The sequence below is a fragment of the Photobacterium alginatilyticum genome (assembly GCF_009910675.1).
Taxonomy (GTDB): domain Bacteria; phylum Pseudomonadota; class Gammaproteobacteria; order Enterobacterales; family Vibrionaceae; genus Photobacterium; species Photobacterium alginatilyticum.
In genome coordinates, this window is the sequence record NZ_RSEJ01000013.1 from 133671 (window position 1) to 150668 (window position 16998).

The following is a 16998-nucleotide window of genomic DNA, read 5'->3' on the forward strand; positions in this document are numbered from 1 at the left end:
TCAGGTCGACAATTTAAAAAATTGTTAACCCAGGCCAAACCGTTCAATCCCCAAAAATGGATTGACTGCCAATGGTTCAGATCATCGCCCCGTTTGTTATCATCACCTTACCGGTTTGGGTAACAGTCTACGGATACTATCAATATATGGATTGGATAACGTGTACCACCAGCTTTGTCACGGTTGTCGACCAAGGCTCTCTGGCCCTGGCAGCGACCAAGCTCAACACCTCAAGTTCAGCCCTGTCCAAGCGTCTGTCTTGGTTAGAAAAACAGCTAGGCGTTCAGTTACTTAAGCGAACTACCCGTAGTCTGACAATGACGGAAGCCGGCAAGCTCTTCTACCAGCGTAGCGCCCGTCTGCTTGAAGACTGGCACCAGATGCTTGCCGAAACGACCTCAACCTACGGCGAGGTCAGCGGCATCCTCCGGATCGGCGCCCCGCTGGCAACCGGTAGCCGTTTGCTGGTTCATTACCTGGCCGAGTTTATCGAGACTTACCCCAACATTCAGGTCGAGCTGCACACAATAACACCGGGCCAGCTGCCTGATCTGAACCTGGATGTATTCATCAGCCGGGAGCTGACCGACTTCAACTCCTCCAGCTATATTGCGACGCGTTTATTTAACTTCCAACCCAGTTTTTATGCCTCTCCCGGCTATCTGGAAGACAAATCACAGATAGAAACGCCAGAACAGCTGACTCAGCACAACTGCCTGCTGTTCGGGACTCACGGCCATGAACAAGAACATGTGTTTGAAAACAACATTCGTCTGCGACTTCGCGGTAACTTCACCACTCAGAATCCGGAAGCCCTGGTGGCCGCAGCCGTTGCCGGAATGGGCATTATCCTGACCGGCGAGAAAATGGTAAGAAGAGAGCTCAGCAAGGGGTTGCTGGTGCCGGTTCTGCCAGAGCTAAAGCAGCCCGTCAGCTCGGCCTATGCCTACTACCCGAAGCTAGACTACAACCATGTGAAGACCAAGCTGTTCATTGACTTTATTAAAGAGAAATCAAACTCAGTGTAGCGGGGGCAACAAGCAGCCAGCCTAAATTCTGGCAATAAAAAAGCAGCGACAGTGCGCTGCTTTTCTCTGACATCTCTGTTTAATTAAAACGGAATGTCATCATCGAAATCCATTGGCGGCTCATTGTACTGCTGCTGTGGCTGCTGAGGAGCCTGCTGCTGCGGTGCCGACTGTTGCTGCTGAGGCGCAAAATTCTGCTGAGGTGCTGCGGCTGGTTGCTGAGGCTGTCCCCAACCACCTTGCTGCTGCTGACCGCCACCCATAGGTGCGCCCATACCCTGACCGCCGCCCTGACGACCGCCAAGCATTTGCATCACACCGTTGAAGCCCTGAACCACAACTTCAGTTGTGTAACGGTCCTGGCCGTTTTGGTCCTGCCATTTACGCGTCTGCAGTTGACCTTCGATGTATACCTGTGAACCTTTACGCAGGTATTCACCGGCGACTTCTGCCAACTTGCCAAATAGCGCTACACGGTGCCATTCCGTCTTTTCACGCTGCTCGCCAGTAGCTTTATCACGCCATGATTCAGAGGTAGCAATGGTAATATTTGCTACTGCACCACCACTTGGCATATAACGGATTTCTGGGTCATTACCTAAGTTACCGACTAAGATAACCTTATTTACGCCACGACTGGCCATACTTAACTCCAAATCTGTTCGCGTGCTATCTTAACACCAATAGCCGCTAGTCAAAGTTTATACTTAATCGCGCAGTTTATCATGCAGACACGGCTCAGGCATAGGCCCGAAACCGTGTTATCTGACGCAATTTTTACGCATTTCCCATGAGTGCCTGATACGCCACAGGAAACTTTCATTCGTATTTATGTCACCCGTTCCCACGTCAAACACCGCTCAATAAACACACATTATACTGTATCTTTATACAGCTTTTGCTTTCAAGCTTTTCCTTGCTATGCGATAATGCTGGTCCAATTATTAGTCAGCCAAAAAGCTCGCATACCATGGATAAGATCGAAGTCAGGGGTGCCCGGACCCACAACCTTAAAAACATCAGTCTTTCTATTCCCAGAGACAAACTGATTGTGATCACCGGCCTGTCAGGCTCAGGTAAGTCCTCACTCGCCTTTGACACCCTATACGCCGAAGGCCAGCGTCGTTACGTTGAGTCTCTGTCGGCCTATGCCCGTCAGTTCTTGTCCCTGATGGAAAAGCCGGATGTCGATCATATCGAAGGGCTTTCACCGGCTATTTCTATCGAGCAAAAATCAACATCCCACAACCCGCGCTCAACCGTCGGTACTATCACCGAGGTATACGATTACCTTCGTCTGCTTTATGCCCGAGTCGGTGAGCCGCGCTGTCCGACACATAATGTAGAGCTGGCTGCCCAGACCGTCAGCCAGATGGTTGACAAGGTACTGGAGCTTCCTGAAGGCAGTAAGATGATGCTACTCGCGCCTATCGTCAAAGAGCGCAAAGGTGAGCACGTCAAAACACTGGCAAACCTGGCTGCCCAGGGCTATATCCGGGCCAGGATCGATGGTGAAGTCTGCGATCTTTCCGATCCACCGACCCTGGAGCTCCATAAAAAACACACCATCGAGGTCGTTGTCGATCGCTTCAAGGTCCGCGACGATCTCCAGCAACGCCTGGCCGAATCGTTTGAAACCGCACTGGAGCTATCCGGCGGTACAGTGGTGATCAGCCCGATGACGGCAGGCGAGATCGACGAGATTGTTTTTTCAGCCAACTTTGCCTGCCCGCATTGTGGCTACAGCATGCAGGAACTTGAGCCGCGTTTATTTTCGTTCAACAACCCGGCCGGCGCCTGCGGCACGTGTGACGGTCTGGGTGTTCAGCAGTACTTTGATCCTGAACGCGTGGTACAGAACGGCGAGCTTAGCCTCTCCGGCGGCGCTATCCGCGGCTGGGACAAACGTAATTTCTATTACTTCCAGATGCTCAAATCCATGGCCGAGCATTTTGAGTTTGATATCGAAACACCGTTTAACGAGCTGCCGAAGAAAATCCAGAACCTCATCCTCAGCGGTTCCGATAAGAAAGAAATTGAGTTCAAATACATCAACGACCGTGGCGATATCACGGTACGCCGTCATCCGTTCGAGGGGATCCTCAATAACATGGAGCGTCGCTACCGCGAGACAGAGTCCAACTCCGTACGCGAAGAGCTGATCAAATTTGTCTCGACCAAGCCATGTAGCGGCTGTAACGGCTCTCGTCTGCGCCTTGAGGCCCGTAATGTCTTCATTGCCGATACCACCCTGCCTCAAATCAGTGAGCTGAGCATCATTGAGGCACTGGCGTTTTTCGAGCAGCTATCGCTAGTCGGCCAAAAGGCCCAGATCGCAGAAAAAGTGCTCAAGGAGATCTGTGACCGACTGAACTTCCTGGTCAACGTCGGCTTGAACTACCTCAATCTCTCTCGTAGTGCCGAAACCCTGTCCGGGGGCGAGGCCCAGCGTATCCGCCTCGCCAGCCAGATTGGTGCCGGCCTGGTGGGTGTTATGTATGTCCTCGACGAGCCATCAATCGGTCTCCACCAGCGTGATAATGAGCGCCTGCTCAAAACCCTGACCCACCTGCGTGATCTCGGCAACACCGTTATCGTGGTCGAACACGATGAAGACGCCATCCGCACCGCCGACCATGTTATCGATATCGGCCCGGGAGCCGGTGTCCACGGTGGCCAGGTGATTGCCGAAGGCGGCCTGAACGATATTCTTGACGCCGAAACCTCATTGACCGGACAGTACCTCAGCGGTGCCAAGTCGATTGTGGTACCCGAGCAGCGTATCGAGTTCAACCCGGAGAAGACCGTCAAGCTACTGGGCGCGACCGGAAATAACCTGAAAAATGTCGACGTTGAAATTCCGGTCGGCCTGTTCACCTGTATCACCGGGGTGTCCGGGTCAGGAAAATCGACCCTGATCAACGATACCTTCTTCCGCATTGCCCACCACCAGTTAAATGGCGCAACGTCCGGCGATGCTGCTCCGTACCGCGAGATCCATGATCTGGAGCACTGCGACAAAGTTATCGATATCGACCAGAGCCCGATTGGCCGTACACCACGTTCCAACCCTGCCACCTACACCGGGATCTTTACCCCTATCAGGGAACTGTTTGCCGGTACGCAGGAGGCCCGCACCCGAGGCTATAAGCCGGGCCGCTTCAGCTTTAATGTGAAAGGCGGACGCTGCGAGGCCTGTCAGGGTGACGGGGTGATCAAGGTAGAGATGCACTTCCTGCCGGATGTCTACGTACCTTGCGATTCCTGTAAAGGTAAGCGCTATAACCGCGAAACGCTGGAGATCCGCTACAAGGGCAAGAGTATTGATGAAGTCCTGGATCTCACAGTGGAAGATGCCAGGGAGTACTTTGATCCGGTTCCAGCAATCGCAAGAAAGTTGCAGACATTAATCGATGTCGGCTTATCGTATATCCGGCTTGGGCAGGCAGCGACAACCCTGTCCGGCGGTGAGGCACAGCGTGTGAAGTTAGCCCGCGAGCTGTCCAAGCGCGATACCGGGAAAACCCTGTACATTCTGGATGAGCCGACAACCGGCTTACACTTCCATGATATTCAGCAACTACTGTCGGTACTGCACCGCCTGCGAAATCACGGCAACACCATTGTTGTTATCGAGCATAACCTCGACGTGGTCAAAACAGCCGACTGGATCATCGACCTTGGCCCGGAAGGCGGCAACGGAGGCGGTGAAATTGTTGCAACAGGCACACCGGAGCAAGTCGCGCTGGTTGAGGGCTCCCATACGGCACGCTTCCTCAAGCCATTGCTGCCAAGTCTGACGCAATAAAGCAAAATAAGGCATGACAAATAACACTCAGGCTGGTATCAATCAGCCTGTTTAGTATCAGACATCAGCTCAACAGGCTCAGAATCACCATGACAGTGTTACATGTACAAGGCACCAGACTGGCAGAACAAAAGATAAGCAAACCGATGGTGCGTCCCTTTCTGGCCTCTATCGGTTTCCTCTTTTTGCTGGCTATGCATTACTTCCAGCACAACCCGGGTGGCTCTGGGCTAGAGCTATCATTCAATGCCGCGAGCTGGATCCCCTTCAGCTTTGCTGTTGCTTTTGGTCTGTTCGAAATATGCCGCCAGAAGACCTGGCGCTATTCACGCCTGACCCTGATCCTGATTGCCTGCTGTACTCTGCTGACAGTACCAGCCTTTTACCCCAACGCAGTCGGTTCCGAGGTGATTAACCGCTTATTGGCCCTCTGGGCCGGGCTGATATTTTTCATCTGCCTGCAGCAATTTTCGTTCACCCATAGCCAACGTCAACGCATGTTATGGATGGTTCTGATTGCGGTCTGGATCCAGGCCTCTCTCGGCTGGTACCAGTTTATATGGCTAGAGCCTGACAACTGGATGGGTTATGACACCATAGGCAACCGCCCTTACGGCATATTCCAGCAACCCAATGTCATGGCCAGCTTCCTGGCGACCGGTTTGGTACTATCCGCTTACTTACTGGCACGCATCCCGATGTACCGTGGCAAGTGGTCATGGCAACAGCTGTTTTTGCTGCTAACGCCTGTTATTACCATTCCCATACTGGTTGTACTTAGCTCCCGCACTGGCTGGCTGGGAGCCATTATTGGTACCGGGTTGATGATCCCCTACCTGCGCCGCTTTGCTGCCAAGGCACCGTACCGGATGTGGCTGCTAATGATAGCGCTTGGTCTGAGTGCATCCTGGAACCTGGTAAGCAGCACGGGCTGGACCCCCGTTGAGAAGAAGGTAAGCCTGGAGAGCGCGCGCTCCATTCATATTCCGCAAGCCTTCAATATGTTTTTGAAACAGCCGCTGACAGGCTATGGCTACGGTACATTTGAAACGTCATTCATTACCCAGACGGCCCAGTGGCATCATGCCGATCCCGAGCAGCACTTTGGTATGGCTGCGCTCGATCATCCGCACAATGAATTACTTTACTGGGCTTCAGAGGGAGGAGTCGTCCCGCTCTTGGCGCTACTTCTGGCGGCCGCGGCCGTTTTTGCCAAAATCAAGAAAGCCCGTGAAGGAACTCAGCTTGCGCTGGTTGGTCTATTTTTTCCGATAACGCTACATACCCAGCTCGAATACCCGTTTTACCATTCACTGGCACACTGGGTGATCTTCATTATTTTGATCTATTGGGTAGATAACCTGACGGCCAAGTATTATCGGTTCAAGGCAAGCTATGTACTGACTATTCGTGTACTGGTCGTACTGCTACCTATCGCCACGACCAGCTATATGGTTACGACGCTGTACTCGGGCTACCTACTGACAAAATACGAAACGACCCGCCCGGTCAATGTTGACTACCTGCTCAAGGTCAATAATCCCTGGGCGTGGAAACATCGATTTGAATGGGATTTGCATGTTACCCAGCTTCAGCTTGGGGCGAGTTCGAACAACCCGACTCTGATCAATGAATACATCCAATGGGCAACACAGAAAGCAGTGAACTGGCCTCGTCCGGCGCTGTATCAAAACCTCATCGCCGCCTATCACCTGCTTGGCAATATCAGTCAGGCAGAGCAAATTCGGCAAGAAGCGCAATATCTGTTTCCTAATATTGACTTTACCTCAAGTGAGGCAACGCCAATTCTGAGCCAAGCTGCTTCGGATACAAATAAACAAGCAAACCAGCCTGCAACTACGAAATAACCCAGCTGCCCCTCAAAAACAAAACGGCTACCGTAGTAGCCGTTTTGCAAAATTGCGCAATCGCGAAAGGGATTACTTCAGTGTTGTTTCCAGGGCTTTCAGACACAAAGCAACATTTTCGCTGCGGGCCGCATAACCCATCAAGCCTATACGCCAGGCTTTGCCGGCCAACGCACCAAGGCCTGCACCAATTTCCAGGTTATAACGCTCAAGCAAGGTCTTGCGTACCAGGGCATCATCAACACCGTCCGGAATATGTACCGCATTTAGCTGCGGCAGACGACAGGCTTCATCAACCACAAACTCGATACCTAGTTTTTCCAGTCCCTCGCGAAGCTCAAGGTGAACATCCTTATGACGTTGCCAGGCATTTTCCAGCCCTTCGCTCTGTAACAGAACAAGCGCCTCATGCAGCGCATACAGGCTATTGACCGGCGCGGTGTGGTGGTAGCTGCGCTTGCCCTCTCCGCTCCAGTACCCCAGTACCAGGCTTTGATCCAGGAACCAACTTTGCACCGGCATCTTACGACTTTGGATCTTATCGACAGCACGCTGCGAAAAGGTCAGCGGCGACAAACCCGGCACACACGACAAACACTTCTGGCTACCAGAATAAACCGCATCAAGCTGCCACTCATCCACCAGCAAAGGCACGCCGCCCAAAGACGTCACCGCATCGACAATCGTTAAGCAATCATGCTGCCTGGCAAGCTTGGCAATCGCCTCGGCATCAGTCAGGGCTCCGGTAGATGTTTCGGCATGGACGAAGGCGACAATTTTGGCATCCGGATTAGCCGCCAGCGCCTGCTCAACCAGGCTCGGTGCTACCGGCTCGCCCCATGCATTGTCCACCATGACAGCGACGCCGCCACAGCGCTCGACATTCTCACGCATCCGCTCACCAAACACACCGTTACGGCAGACAATCACTTTGTCGCCAGGCTCGACCAGGTTCACGAAACAAGCTTCCATACCGGCACTGCCAGGGGCCGAAACGGCGATAGTGAACGTATTCTTGGTCTGGAAGGCATACTGCAGCAACTGCTTCAGCTCATCCATCATGCCGATAAACAGAGGGTCCAGGTGGCCGATCGTCGGACGGCTCAGTGCCTGTAACACCTGCGGGTAAATATCAGATGGGCCGGGGCCCATTAATGTACGTTGTGGCGGATAAAAACTACCGATTGTCATTATTGTATCTCCCTTTTATAAGAGTTCGGTGATTCCCTGAAGAGCTGTGTAGGGTGCAATGCTACGCCAGCGAAAGACTCAGTCACTCGCTCACTGATGTCGTATCAATTGGCCTTAGCGCAGATAACCAGTATTAAAGGAATTTCATTTCGAAGCAAGTCATGCGGCGAAAGCATAGAAATTGCCCGGCAGGATTATTGCAATTTATTTGCATAATTTCCCACACAGGCATTGACAAACGAGCAACAAATTCGCTTCAATGGAGATCGTTTTTTGTTCATCCTGATGACTGGAATACCATCAGGTAAAAATAGAAGAGGAGCGTTACCCAGGTATCTATGTTGCGGGGCCCCACCCCAAGGCAGCATAAGAGAGGGGGAGTAACGCCGAGATACTGCCGGACAGGGGGCCTGCAGTATCGGCCACGAAGGTTGAATCCTTCTGGCTGTCACCTTTCTCGAGTGAAAGGTGGGGAGCTTCTGGTTGTAGCGCTATCAATACGTCTCGCCTATCTGCTCTCCTGACAATTGGACGTCGGGAAATATCCTCCCGAGTAAATTCCCTATTTTTCGTTATAATTTTACTGTTATTGGGAGACTTGCTTTGAGCCCTGTAGATAATCATGCCGCAGCTCTGACTGTCGCAAAGTTTGGTGGAACCAGCGTTGCCGATTTTACGGCGATGAGCCGTAGCGCTGCCATCATCAAAAATAATCCAGCCGCCCGTATCGTCTTAATCAGTGCATGCTCTGGTGTAACCAACCTGCTTGTCGAGCTGGCCAATGGAGTGACTGAACCTGACCGTCGCCAGCAACTATTGACCCGACTAGGCCAGATACACCACAACGTGCTCAGCGAACTGCAATCGCCAGAGAGTGTGGTTTCAGAAGTTGAGAGCCTATTAGACTCAGTGTCTACCCTGGCAGAACAAGCAGCCTCGCAACCAAGCGTGCAGCTGACTGACCAACTGGTTTCTCACGGTGAATTACTATCCACCCACCTGTTTACCCAAATTCTCAATGAAATGGGTGTAGACACTATACGTTTCGATATTCGTGACATCATGCGAACAGACAGCCAGTTCGGAAAAGCCATCCCGCAACCTGAGGCGATTCGCCAGCTTGCGACGGACAAACTACAGCCGCTGCTGGAAAATCAAGTTGTGGTCTCACAGGGCTTCATTGGCTCGGACAGCAAGGGACAGACGACAACTTTGGGGCGTGGGGGCAGTGACTACAGTGCCGCTCTGGTCGCCGAAGCCGTCGATGCATCAACACTGGAAATTTGGACCGATGTTCCGGGAATGTACACCACCGATCCCCGTATAGCCGCAGCCGCCAAGCCAATAAAAGAAATCAGCTTTAGCGAAGCCTCGGAAATGGCCAACTTCGGTGCCAAGATCCTCCATCCATCAACCCTGGTACCGGCTGTACGCCAGCAAATCCCGGTATTTATCGGCTCATCCAAAGCACCTGAGCAAGGTGGCACATGGATCCGTGAAAGCGTTGATGACGCGCCGCTATTTCGGGCACTGGCCCTGCGTTGCAACCAAACAATGGTGACACTGACAAGCCTGAATATGTTCCACGCCTATGGGTTCCTGGCCGAAGTGTTCCGTATTCTCGCCGAGCACAAGGTATCTGTCGATCTCATCACGACTTCAGAGGTGAGTGTCTCGCTAACACTGGATCAGACCGATACCGGCGGCGGCGCACCGACCCTACCGCCGAAAGCCGTTGAAGCGCTTAGCGAACTGTGCCGGGTCGAGGTTGAACAAGGCTTATGTCTCGTAGCGCTTATCGGCAATCAAATGAGCAGCACAAAGGGCTCGGCCAAGCAAATATTCGGGACATTGGAAGACTATAACCTGCGTATGATCTGCTATGGTGCCAGCCCGCACAATCTTTGCTTCCTCGTTAAAGAACAAGATGCCAAGTCAGTCGTGAAAGCGCTACATCAGAAGATTTTCGAGTAGATCCTCACTAAGCCTTAACTACAAACAGGGCGCCAAACGGCGCCCTGTTTATTTCACTATAGATATAACATTTATAGGTTTGGCCCCAGCCATTTTTCAGCTTCAACCAGATCCCAGCCTTTGCGCTCGGCATAACTGTCACGCTGATCACTTTGTATCTGCGCCACAGCAAAGTAACGCGTGTCCGGATGTGAGAAATACCAGCCCGATACGGCCGCTCCCGGCCACATCGCAAAGCTTTCAGTCAACTTCATTCCGGTGTTTGACTCAACATCCAGCAGCTTCCAAATCTCCCCTTTTTCCGTATGCTCCGGACAGGCAGGATAGCCGGGCGCAGGACGAATACCCTGGTACTTCTCGCGGATCAAATCCTCATTATTCAGGTTCTCATCAGCCGCGTAGCCCCAGATTTCTTTGCGCACTATTTTATGCATATACTCGGCAAATGCCTCTGCCAGACGATCGGCTACCGCCTGGATCATAATAGCGCTGTAATCATCGCCCTTGGCCTTGAATTGATCCGCAATCTCATATTCACCGATCCCGCCAGTGACCGCAAACGCACCAATCCAATCTGCCTTTCCGCTTTCTTTCGGGGCAATATAATCCGACAAGCAGTAGTTTGGCCCTTTGGGCTTTTTCGTCTGCTGGCGTAAGCCATGCAAAGTCGTCAACACCTCGCTGCGAGACTCATCGGTGTAAACTTCAATGTCATCGCCAATATTATTGGCAGGGAACAACCCACAGATCCCATTAGCCTTGATCATGCCAGTCTGCTCGATTTCATCCAGTAGCTTATTGGCATCATCAAACAGACGCTGCGCTTCTTCGCCAACAACTTCATGTCTCAAAATTGTCGGGTATTTACCGCTGAGCGACCAGGTCATGAAGAACGGGGTCCAGTCGATATACTCACGCAACGTAGACACAGGGAAATCTGTGAAGGTATGGATCCCGCCTTTCGCCGGAACAGGAGGCTGATAGGCCGCCCAGTCAATGTCCACCTTATTGGCACGGGCTTCTTCCAGGGTGACAGGCGCGGTACGCGGTTTTTTGCGGGCATGTTGATCCCGTACCACCACATACTCTTTATCCAGACGTTCGACAAACGCAGGGCGCTGTTCATCAGAGAGCAGTGCCGAGCAAACACCGACCGCCCGTGACGCATTCGAGACATAGACAACCGGCGCATGGTAATTCTCTTCGATTTTCACCGCAGTATGTGCCTTGGAAGTTGTTGCCCCGCCAATCAGCAACGGAAGATCAAAACCCTGGCGCTCCATCTCTTTGGCAACATGTACCATCTCATCCAACGACGGGGTGATCAGGCCACTCAGACCGATGATATCGACATTTTTTTCCTTGGCGACTTTCAGGATCTTATCGCAGGGGACCATCACGCCAAGGTCGATAATTTCATAGTTATTACATTGCAAAACCACACCGACGATATTCTTACCGATATCGTGCACGTCCCCTTTCACGGTTGCCAGCAGGATTTTTCCGTTCGATGTTCCCGCCTGCTTTTCAGCATTAATATACGGCTCAAGGTAGGCCACTGCCTGCTTCATTACTCGGGCTGACTTCACCACCTGCGGCAGGAACATCTTGCCTTCACCAAACAAGTCGCCAACGACGTTCATACCAGCCATCAATGGGCCTTCAATCACTTCCAGCGGCTTGCTTGCCTTTGCTCTGGCTTCTTCCGTATCCTCAACAATAAACTCGGTAATGCCTTTGACCAGCGCATGTTCCAGTCGCTTCTCGACATCCCAGCCACGCCATTCCTGGGCACTACGGTCATCTTCTACCGTTCCGCTATCACGGTACTTATCTGCAATATCCAGTAATCGTTCGGTACTATCATCACGACGGTTAAGCACAACATCTTCAACAGCTTCTCGAAGCTCATCCGGCAGATCATCATAAATAGCTAGCTGACCGGCGTTCACGATCCCCATATCCATACCGTTCTTGAAACAGTGATACAAGAACACGGCATGAATTGCCTCCCTCACCGGGTTATTGCCCCGGAACGAGAAAGAGACGTTGGAAACCCCGCCAGAAACCATGGCATGCGGTAGCGTCCGCTTGATATCACCCACAGCCTCAATGAAATCCACCGCGTAGTTGTTATGTTCATCAATCCCTGTCGCCACGGCGAAAATGTTCGGGTCGAAAATAATATCTTCCGGCGGGAAACCCACCTCATCGACCAAGACCCGGTAGGCATTGGTACAAATTTCAATTTTCCGCTCGCGGGTATCGGCCTGACCAACCTCATCAAATGCCATAACGATAACAGCTGCACCATAACGACGGATCAGCTTGGCCTGGCTAACAAACTTGTCTTTCCCTTCCTTGAGCGAAATGGAGTTAACGATGGCTTTGCCCTGAACACACTTCAAGCCAGCCTCAATCACTTCCCACTTGGAAGAATCGACCATGATCGGTACTTTCGAAATTTCGGGTTCAGTGGCACACAGGTTGAGGAAACGGACCATAGCTGCTTCCGCATCCAGCATCCCCTCATCCATGTTGATATCGATGATCTGTGCACCAGCCTCTACCTGCTGACGGGCGACTTCCAGCGCTTCATCATAGAGCTCTTCTTTGATCAGTCGCTTAAAGCGGGCTGAACCGGTAACGTTGGTCCGCTCACCGACGTTAATAAACAAGCTATCGGCTTCTATCGTCAACGGTTCTAGACCCGACAGACGGCATGCAACAGGAATGTCCGGAAGCTGACGAGGGGTCATATCGCGCGTCACCTCAGCCATCTGTCGGATATGCTCGGGAGTGGTACCACAGCAGCCGCCGACGAGATTCAAAAAGCCACTCTGAGCCCACTCTTTAATGTGCTCAGCCATCTCTTCCGGGCTCAGGTCGTATTCACCAAAAGCATTGGGCAAACCAGCATTCGGGTGCGCTGAGACGGCACACTCTGAAATACGAGACAGCTCCTCAACATACTGGCGAAGCTCATCAGGCCCCAGAGCACAGTTCAATCCAAAGGAAATCGGCTTAACATGACGGAGCGAGTTATAGAATGCCTCAGTCGTCTGACCGGAGAGTGTTCGTCCAGAGGCATCGGTGATCGTGCCCGAGATCATTACTGGCAATTCAAAGCCAAGTTCTTCAAAAACACTCTCGACAGCAAATGAACAGGCTTTGGCATTCAAGGTATCAAAGATCGTTTCGATCAGAATGAGATCAGAGCCGCCTTCAATCAACGCTCGGGTGGACTCTGAGTAGGCCTCGACCAATTGATCAAAGGTGACATTTCGAAAACCGGGATCGTTAACATCTGGCGATATAGAACATGTGCGGTTGGTCGGGCCCAGGACACCGGCAACAAAACGCGGCTTATCCGGTGTTTTTGCAGTCCACTCATCTGCGGCCTGACGGGCAAGGCGTGCAGCCTCAAGGTTGATCTCTGCGCTCAGGCTTTCCATGTCATAGTCAGCCATCGCAATGGTAGTTGCGTTAAAGGTGTTGGTTTCCAGAATATCTGCACCGGCCTCTAAATAAGACAAGTGGATATCTTTGATCAACTGGGGCTGTATCAGTACCAATAGGTCGTTATTGCCCTTGAGATCTGAGTGCCAGTCAGCAAACCGCTCACCACGATAATCCGCTTCTTCCAGCTTGTAGCCCTGAATCATGGTACCCATACCACCATCAATGATCAGGATCTGCTGTTCTAGTCGCTTCTGTAATAATTCCTTGCCCTTTAACACCACACTACTTCCCTTATCTATTTTTACAGCTGAATAACATCCTACCACAGTCCATATGGAAATCTAGACGTCTAAACTTGTTTTCTTTATCAAAACAAAACCAGAATCTAGGAAAGTTTTCTATAGCTATCGCTGCGTGATGGATTTATATTTTGTCACAATTTCATACTTTACTTTTAACCATATTGAGGTTGACGCATGTCAGTCTATAGCACCCTCTGCTTCCTTGCTGCAGCTGCAATGATCATTGCATTTATAAACAGCAAAATAGGAAAAATGCAAACCACTATCGCCATTACTGCCGGGGCATTGGTATTGTCACTGGGTATCGTTATCGCAGGACAAAATGGCTGGTTTCATCTAGAAGATATTGCCGCCGAGCAGCTTGGCGAAATTAACTTCGAGAGTTTTCTGCTAAAAGGGATCCTGGGCTTTTTGCTTTTTGCCGGTGGGTTAGGGATTAAGCTACCCAACCTCGAAGATCAAAAGTGGGAAATCACAGTCCTTGCCCTGGCGGCAACCCTGTTTTCTACCTTCTTCATTGGCTTTTCTCTCTGGGGGATCTGTCAGCTTCTCGGTATTCAGTTTGATCTTATCTACTGCCTGATCTTTGGCTCACTCATATCACCTACCGATCCAATCGCTGTGCTGGCAATCGTGAAAAAGCTCGATGCACCGAAACGCATCTCAACACAAATTGAAGGTGAATCCCTTTTCAATGATGGTTTCGGCCTCGTTATTTTTGTTACCTTGTTCACCATTGCTTTCGGCAATGAAACGCCAACCGTGCTTGGTGTGGGTCAGCTATTTGTACAGGAGGCTATTGGAGGAATCGTCTATGGCTTTTTACTTGGCTTACTCTTCCATTACCTCATCAGCGCCACCGATGATCACTCGATGGAGCTCCTCCTGACTTTAGGTATTCCCACTGCCGGTTATGTATTTGCCGATGTTATTCATGTCTCTGGGCCACTGGCGATGGTCGTTTCCGGCATCATGATCGGTAACTGGACTCGCTATATTGGTTTTTCCAAAGAGAGTGAGGATCATCTCGACCACTTCTGGGAACTGGTCGATGAGTTCCTCAATGGCGTACTGTTCCTGCTGATCGGTATGAGCATGCTGCAGTTCAGTTTCCATCAGGAAGACTGGGTATTGATGGTTGTCGCTGTTCCACTGGTACTGCTCAGCCGTTATCTAAGTATCAAATTTTCGTATATGGGTTTCGAGCGCTACCGGCAATACAATCCACTCTCGGTGAAAATACTGACCTGGGGCGGATTACGTGGCGGCCTTGCCCTAGCGATGGCAATGGCTATCCCGGCAGGGATTATTGTTATCCCGGAGAAGAACATTGATGTCAGGGAAATCATTTTGGTGATGACTTATGCCGTCGTTGTATTTTCGATTCTCATTCAGGGCTCAACTATTACTCCACTGATCCACAAAGCCAAGCAATGGGAAGCTAACAATCAGTAATCTTCTATAAACGGTTGCAGTAAGCCTTTAGTAAAAAGACCTGCTGTTGCAGGTCTTTTCATTTCCAGGTTAATCATCCTTGGTAAAGTTGGCTTCCGAGAAATGCTCAAGATCATAAGGCGTCTGCTGGTAGACACAGTAGTTCAGCCAGTTAGAAAACAATAAATGGCCATGACTGCGCCAGCTGGCAACCGGAGGGTTGTCAGGGTTATCATCGGGATAATAATTGACAGGTATCGCGGGCTCCATCCCCTCAGCCATATCACGTACATACTCATTATGCAGCGTTGATACATCATATTCCGGATGACCCGTCACGAAGACATTACGCTTATCTTTGGTGGCAGCCAGATACACACCAGCCTGATCAGAGGTTGCCAGAATATCGAGATCGGTATGCTCGGCTAAATACTCCGGTGAAAAATCGGCATACCGTGAATGCGGCGCCAAGAAGGAGTCATCAAAACCGCGAAGAATAGGGTTATGGCAATCATGTGTCCGGTGGAAATAGACCCCTGACAGCTTTTCTTTGCGCGTTCTCTTCGGCAAGTCATATAACAACTTCAAGCCAGCCTGTGCCGCCCAGCAAACAAACATAGTCGAAGTGACATGCTCCTTGGCCCAATTCATGATTGTTTGTATTTCTTCCCAATACAGCACATCTTCAAATTGAACGAGCCCCAGGGGTGCTCCGGTTACAATCAGGCCATCGTAGTTCCGATCCTTTACCATCTCAAACTGACGATAAAACGTATCTAAGTGCTCAGTTGGCGTATTCTTGGTTGGCCGGTTGTCTATTCGCAACAACTCCACATCAACTTGCAGCGGGCTATTTGACAATAACCGTAAGAACTGAGTTTCCGTCTCAATTTTCTTCGGCATCAAATTTAACAATAACACCTTCAGAGGACGTATTTCCTGGCTAGCGGCACGCGCTTCCGACATCACAAAGATATTCTCACTACGTAAGATATCAGTAGCAGGTAATTGGTCAGGAATTTTTATCGGCATTGGTTTACTCCTTAAACGTTATACCGAACGAAACAACTTACATGCCGACCTCCCTCATAACAAACGTTGGCATTAAGATGTTTAGACGTCCAGATTTCTAAAATAAAACTATATAAATTTGGTCTAAGGTGCAAGGGAAAGAGTATTAAAAGAATTGTAGATAACAAAGAGATGATGAGGAAAAGTAATGAAGGGAATTCTCGTCCAGAAACGAGAAAACCCAGCCAAAGGCTGGGTTTTGAAAGGGTGTTCAGCAATGACCTACTCTCACATGGGGAGACCCCACACTACCATCGGCGCTACAACGTTTCACTTCTGAGTTCGGCATGGGATCAGGTGGGACCATTGTGCTATTGTCGCTGAACAAATTAGTGGTGCTAGTACCCAGATTTGAACTGGGGACCTCACCCTTACCAAGGGTGCGCTCTACCAACTGAGCTATACCAGCACGCAATTCTGCGTATAAACAAAGTCTTACTAATGCTGCTTTGTTTACTTTTGTTTTCATCTTTTTCTAAAAGATGAAAACCTAAATTCAAGCCTGGCGATGTCCTACTCTCACATGGGGAGACCCCACACTACCATCGGCGCTATTACGTTTCACTACTGAGTTCGGCATGGGATCAGGTGGGTCCATAATGCTATGGTCGCCAAGCAAATTCTGTTTATTACCYGCCGTAGCAAGTAATAGCAATCTGGGAAAATCTAACTAGCGTTCTCGCGCTTACATTCAAGCGTTCGTGGAGTCCAAAAAAACCCCTTGGGTGTTGTATGGTTAAGCCTCACGGGCAATTAGTACAGGTTAGCTCAACGCCTCACAGCGCTTACACACCCTGCCTATCTACGTCGTAGTCTCCAACAACCCTTTAGGATACTTAAAGTATCAGGGATGACTCATC

At 50.7% G+C, this 16998-nt stretch carries 9 protein-coding genes, 1 tRNA gene, 3 rRNA genes and 1 riboswitch; of the genes, 5 read left to right on the plus strand and 8 right to left on the minus strand.

Annotated features, from left to right (window positions below; translation table 11 throughout):
• The first annotated feature begins 146 nt into the window (after window positions 1-146).
• The gene (locus EIZ48_RS13765) at window positions 147-1028 is read left to right on the plus strand and encodes a LysR family transcriptional regulator (RefSeq protein ID WP_160652398.1); all 882 of its coding nucleotides are present in this window, start codon (window positions 147-149) and stop codon (window positions 1026-1028) included.
• An 83-nt stretch (window positions 1029-1111) separates the two neighbouring features.
• Here EIZ48_RS13765 and EIZ48_RS13770 read toward each other — a convergent pair whose 3' ends face one another.
• Complete coding sequence (locus EIZ48_RS13770) at window positions 1112-1672, minus strand: single-stranded DNA-binding protein (protein ID WP_075762426.1); 561 nt, start codon at window positions 1670-1672, stop codon at window positions 1112-1114.
• A gap of 326 nt (window positions 1673-1998) precedes the next feature.
• Between EIZ48_RS13770 and uvrA the strand changes: the two genes are divergently transcribed.
• Together uvrA and EIZ48_RS13780 are read left to right on the plus strand one after the other, a co-directional pair.
• Complete coding sequence (gene uvrA / locus EIZ48_RS13775) at window positions 1999-4836, plus strand: excinuclease ABC subunit UvrA (protein WP_160652356.1); 2838 nt, start codon at window positions 1999-2001, stop codon at window positions 4834-4836.
• An 89-nt stretch (window positions 4837-4925) separates the two neighbouring features.
• Entirely contained in the window at window positions 4926-6704 is a 1779-nt protein-coding gene (locus EIZ48_RS13780) for a PglL family O-oligosaccharyltransferase (protein ID WP_160652359.1), read from the plus strand.
• A gap of 72 nt (window positions 6705-6776) precedes the next feature.
• Here the strand turns inward: EIZ48_RS13780 and EIZ48_RS13785 are convergent, their stop codons facing one another.
• Window positions 6777-7895 carry a pyridoxal-phosphate-dependent aminotransferase family protein gene (locus tag EIZ48_RS13785; protein WP_160652362.1) on the minus strand — a complete coding sequence of 373 codons (1119 nt, stop codon included), beginning with the start codon at window positions 7893-7895 and terminating at the stop codon, window positions 6777-6779.
• 306 nt (window positions 7896-8201) lie between these two features.
• Window positions 8202-8382: riboswitch (Lysine riboswitch) on the plus strand.
• Between the two features lie 116 nt (window positions 8383-8498).
• On the opposite strand from EIZ48_RS13785, the gene lysC reads away from it, so the two are divergent.
• Window positions 8499-9869, plus strand: coding sequence for a lysine-sensitive aspartokinase 3 (gene lysC / locus EIZ48_RS13795; RefSeq protein WP_160652368.1), 1371 nt, complete (start codon window positions 8499-8501; stop codon window positions 9867-9869).
• Between the two features lie 71 nt (window positions 9870-9940).
• Here lysC and metH read toward each other — a convergent pair whose 3' ends face one another.
• Window positions 9941-13612, minus strand: coding sequence for a methionine synthase (gene metH / locus EIZ48_RS13800; protein ID WP_160652371.1), 3672 nt, complete (start codon window positions 13610-13612; stop codon window positions 9941-9943).
• Between the two features lie 195 nt (window positions 13613-13807).
• Here metH and EIZ48_RS13805 point away from each other — a divergent pair, with 195 nt between their 5' ends.
• A complete protein-coding gene (locus EIZ48_RS13805) occupies window positions 13808-15088 on the plus strand; it encodes a cation:proton antiporter (RefSeq protein ID WP_160652374.1) in 1281 nt (426 codons plus the stop codon).
• A 69-nt stretch (window positions 15089-15157) separates the two neighbouring features.
• On the opposite strand, the gene metA is transcribed toward EIZ48_RS13805, so the two are convergent.
• The 5 genes from metA to EIZ48_RS13830 form a co-directional block, all read right to left on the minus strand.
• Window positions 15158-16099 (minus strand): homoserine O-acetyltransferase MetA, encoded by a 942-nt coding sequence (gene metA / locus EIZ48_RS13810; RefSeq protein ID WP_160652377.1) that lies wholly within the window; start codon window positions 16097-16099, stop codon window positions 15158-15160.
• A 248-nt stretch (window positions 16100-16347) separates the two neighbouring features.
• Window positions 16348-16463 (minus strand): 5S ribosomal RNA (gene rrf / locus EIZ48_RS13815).
• Window positions 16464-16471: 8 nt separating this feature from the next.
• Window positions 16472-16547, minus strand: a tRNA-Thr gene (locus EIZ48_RS13820).
• A 91-nt stretch (window positions 16548-16638) separates the two neighbouring features.
• A 5S ribosomal RNA gene (gene rrf / locus EIZ48_RS13825) occupies window positions 16639-16754 on the minus strand.
• A gap of 116 nt (window positions 16755-16870) precedes the next feature.
• Window positions 16871-16998: ribosomal RNA gene (locus tag EIZ48_RS13830) — 23S ribosomal RNA — on the minus strand; the annotation flags it as partial.